The following is a 4,081-nucleotide window of genomic DNA, read 5'->3' as shown; positions in this document are numbered from 1 at the left end:
GTATTTTTACTTTTCATATTTTTTCCCTTTTGTGTGAAGGCACGTCATCGACAGGTCGCGTTAATTTTGGAAATTGCGTCTTGTTGTGCTGTTTCACTGATTAGATATTCAATTTTACACTCCTGACTTTTTACATCACCCCATTTCGCCTTCAGTTTTCCTTTATTTTGAAGGCCGGACAAATATACTTGCCCCCCATCCCCGACAATGCCGGTGACCTTATCGCCTGAAATCATCGCGCCAAATGGAAGTGGTTTACCGTTGCGAGTTAGGGTCATAATGGCGCGGTGACCACGCTGAACATCAAAACTTGCTCGAACAATTGCGCCTTTAGTTGGCACAACTCGAGCTACACCGCTGTCAATTTCAGTTTTGTCATCGAGCGTACTGGTATCCAAAGAAATGCTATTTTCACGATAGGCAGTGGCATAAGGCTTGATGGCATATCCGCGCCAGTCAGTTGTTACACCAGTTGCACCTTTAACATCTGCACCGCTGGCACCCGGTGCAGCAATTAGAACTGCACTTTCCATCACTTGCTGTCCCTGAGTCAGACCATTTCGGTGCGCTATAAGGGCACCACTCAAGCCGTAGTTCACTCGCTGGTAATCATCGCTGTAACTGTATCCAAGTGACGAGTTGCCATAACCACCGCGATGATTTAATCCTGCGTTTCCGGTACCGCCGCGGCTGCCACCATTTCCGCTGTGATTATATCCTTGTGAAACATTCCAGTTAAGGTTATTACCTTCTAAGGCCGTACCGCTCAGTCCTGCTTGCTGACTCAAATTGCCGTGATTATCCCGGCTGCCATATAACGTAGCGTGGACAGATCGTGATTCCTTTTTCCATGAAAATAGCTGGTCTAATGGGACTGACAGTGAAAGGTTGAAAACCTTATCCGTCCAGGACGGATTTCCTTCATTCTTCTGTTTATTAAAGCTGTAAGAAAGCGAGTAGTTTACAGGCCCCAAGCTACTGCTATAGCCACTTTGTAATGATGTATTAGAGCTACCGGAATTCCAGTAGGTCTGCTTAACACCGGTGATGTAAAGAGAACCCGCGGTACCAAGACTCTGCGAGATATTTGCTTCCAATCTGGCTCGTTTGGTGTTGTACAGATTGTAGTAGTCGGAGTAGGAGTCCTTAACACGGTTACCATATTCATCATACTCATCGTGATCGTATAAGCGCCCACTCATGGTCTTCAGCGCTGTTTCATCAAGGGTATGGAAACCCTTTGTCGAGTATCGATATCCTGCCAGACGGAGATGCGTACCCGTAGGATTAAATGAATGCCCATACAGGAATCTAATCGATTGACCTTTGTGGCTCGAACCATCTGCCAGGGTACTGCCCGCATGCGTTACGTCGGCGGATAATGCTCCGATTGAACCCATGTTAATGCCCAGCCCCAGTTGCTCCGCCAGGTATTTATCTGAATACTGAGCACCACCATATAAGGTTACATTGTGCGGAAGTCCCCATAAGAGAGTGGCCTCACCAAAAGCTGGATTGTCGTAACGGTCGCTATTACCCGTAAAACGGCCTGCAGTCATGCTGTATGTCATCCTTCCTTCACGCTGTAGTAACGGAACAGAGGAATAGGGCACAGTAAACACGTGAGTGTTACCGTTGGCCTCTTTTACACTCACCTCCAGATCGCCACTGCTATACATTGGGTAGAGATCTGTTATCTCGAATGCACCTAGAGAAACGTTCGTCTGGTAAATGCTATAACCATTCTGGCGAACCAGTACCTGCGCGTTGCTTTCAGCCACGCCGCGGATCACCGGGGCGAATCCCCTCATGGTGTCCGGATACATGTTGTCATTTGTCGACAGGCTGATGCCTTTGAAACCCAGAGAGTCAAAAATCTGATTTGATGTCGAACTCTCTCCAATCACCAGATTGCTGCGCAAGGGGATGACAGATCGTTCGACATAAGTCTTCAAGCGTTGCCATGAATGCTGAGTCTGATATTTGTTACTGTAATAACTCCAGGTTCGGAAATCGCGTAGGCGCCAGGCACCGAAATTAAGGCCGCTATTCAGGTTAAGGAAGTAGTTATTACTGTCCGATTTACCGGCAAAGGTGTTCCCACCGCTGAAGTTATAATTTAGTAAAGCGGCATTAATGCCTTCATCCCAGAGTGAAGGGTCAATATATCCGCGCGCTTGGTTATGTAGTGAAGCCTGCGGGATGCTAATAAAAAGCTGCATTTTAGTGAAATCAAAGCGAGTAAATGCACCCGGTATGACTTTCTCCGGTGTTACGCATTCATTCTCTCCAGGAGAAGCGATCTTCGTAAAGAGAGCTACTTTCACCCCCAATGAAACCAGCATTTCTCGTGTTAGGCATACTGAGAGCCCTGTATTATCTTTACTGCGCTGTTGTTCAGTTTGTTCTTCTCGTTTTTTAAATGTTAGCGTTTGTTGACCCAGACTTCTGTCATTCAAAAACACCTCAACTAGATATTCTCCAGGCCGCTGCGAGCCAGAAGCCTGGAAAATACTCAGATCGGCAGCTGCATCAGCGTCTGCCCCCAAAAATTCTGGCGGGAAATAGAGCCCTGAGGCATTTGCGGCGAAACCGGCTTGAATAAATAAGCCAGTCAGGGCTATCGATAAAGTAGACTTCTTCATAATATTAACCAGAGGCAGAACTATTAGAGGAACAATTGCACTAAGCAACTTACAGATTTTGCTTTTGCTGAGCAGAAACCGCACCGTAGTCGTTTATTGTGCTGTAGGTCAGCGTTCGAGGATTTCCTGATGCTGACAGGGATTCAGTACTAAATGGCGCTACCATCGTGTCAGCAATCTTGCGACCATCCAGTGCGACCTGAACCATAGTTATGTGATAGGGAGAAGGATTGCTGATTTGCACCTGGTTCCCGCTGCGTTTAAAAGTCAGCATCGATGGTGCCTTTTCAACAGGGAGTTCAAGCCCTGCCGGGCGTACAAACATTTTGATGCGCGTTACGGCAGCGAGCATAAGAGTGTTCTTTCCTTCTATTTTTGATTTATCTACTGAAGGAATTGCCTTAGCATTGAAGTAGTACAGAGATTCTCTGTCCTGTGGCAGGGATGGGCCACCGAAAATTACGCGCAACATATTCTGGTCACCTGGGTTACTAACATATAGCGGTGGGGTAATAATAAAATCTGTGGATTTATTCCCCTGCGCATTCTCCGTCCAGCTTTGTACAAGGTAGCTGGTCTCTTGCGAAGAATTACGAACAGACAAAGTGGCCTGCTTGGCATCAATAGGATATATAAGGCGTGTTCCACCCAAGACAATACCTCCCGCCGAGGCCAAATGGGGGAGAAACATTACTATGCCTAATATTGAGGCGAGTAACGGTTTTTGAAAGGAATAATAAAACATCTGATTCTCCAAAAATGATCATGAAAGGGGTAGCACCCCATTGGATAGGGGTGCCGTGTGCGGAGGAATTAGTTGTATTTCACGGTAAAATCTACAGTTGAATTGGCCAACCCTACTGCCACATTGTTATCCAGAGCTATATAGCGCGCCGTGAAATCGAATTCATTAGGATTAGTTGAACTAACGTTGATGGACTGTGCGTGGGTAGAACCATCAACGACCACCGGGGTATTTTGATCCAAAATTTGGATGCCAACACCTGAAACTGTTGTTTTCAGTGCATTGTTAATACTTGGCGGGGTCTCACCTTTGAAAGTGATGGTAGCATTGGCGTTATCACACTGATCAAGTGCAATTGTGAAGCCAACCGGTTGGGAAAAACTTCCTTGATTTGCAAGTACACTTTTCTCGATATCACCCAATTCAACTGTTTGTCCTTTAGACCCACTATTGATTACACAAGTGTTTTCTTTAATTGAACCATTAAATACAACCGAACTAGTTTCGCCTTCATTTGCTGCGAATGCGGACGCAGAAATCATTACTACGGTAGAAATAGATGCTATAGAGAAAATCTTTTTCATTGAGATATCCTTAGTTTTAAAAATACTAATTCTGCAGTCAGAATTAATAGGGTGGAATGCACTACGGGCAGTGAATGATACATGCTGCTCGCAATGACTTTTATTTG

3 protein-coding genes are annotated in these 4,081 nt (G+C 45.7%); all 3 read right to left on the bottom strand.

Annotation, left to right across the window (positions count from 1 at the left end; genetic code table 11):
• Positions 1–44 precede the first annotated feature (44 nt).
• Complete coding sequence (locus tag INF68_RS22835) at positions 45–2,645, bottom strand: fimbria/pilus outer membrane usher protein (protein ID WP_126786870.1); 2,601 nt, start codon at positions 2,643–2,645, stop codon at positions 45–47.
• 49 nt (positions 2,646–2,694) lie between these two features.
• The gene (locus tag INF68_RS22830; protein ID WP_126786871.1) at positions 2,695–3,390 is read right to left on the bottom strand and encodes a fimbria/pilus periplasmic chaperone; all 696 of its coding nucleotides are present in this window, start codon (positions 3,388–3,390) and stop codon (positions 2,695–2,697) included.
• A gap of 68 nt (positions 3,391–3,458) precedes the next feature.
• Positions 3,459–4,081: fimbrial protein (locus INF68_RS22825; RefSeq protein WP_227412952.1), on the bottom strand; the 623-nt coding region annotated here is incomplete at its 5' end.

The organism is Enterobacter cloacae complex sp. P16RS2 (assembly GCF_014982155.1).
GTDB classification, from domain to species: Bacteria; Pseudomonadota; Gammaproteobacteria; order Enterobacterales; family Enterobacteriaceae; genus Enterobacter; species Enterobacter cloacae_M.
This window is presented reverse-complemented; position numbering and strand designations above follow the sequence as displayed.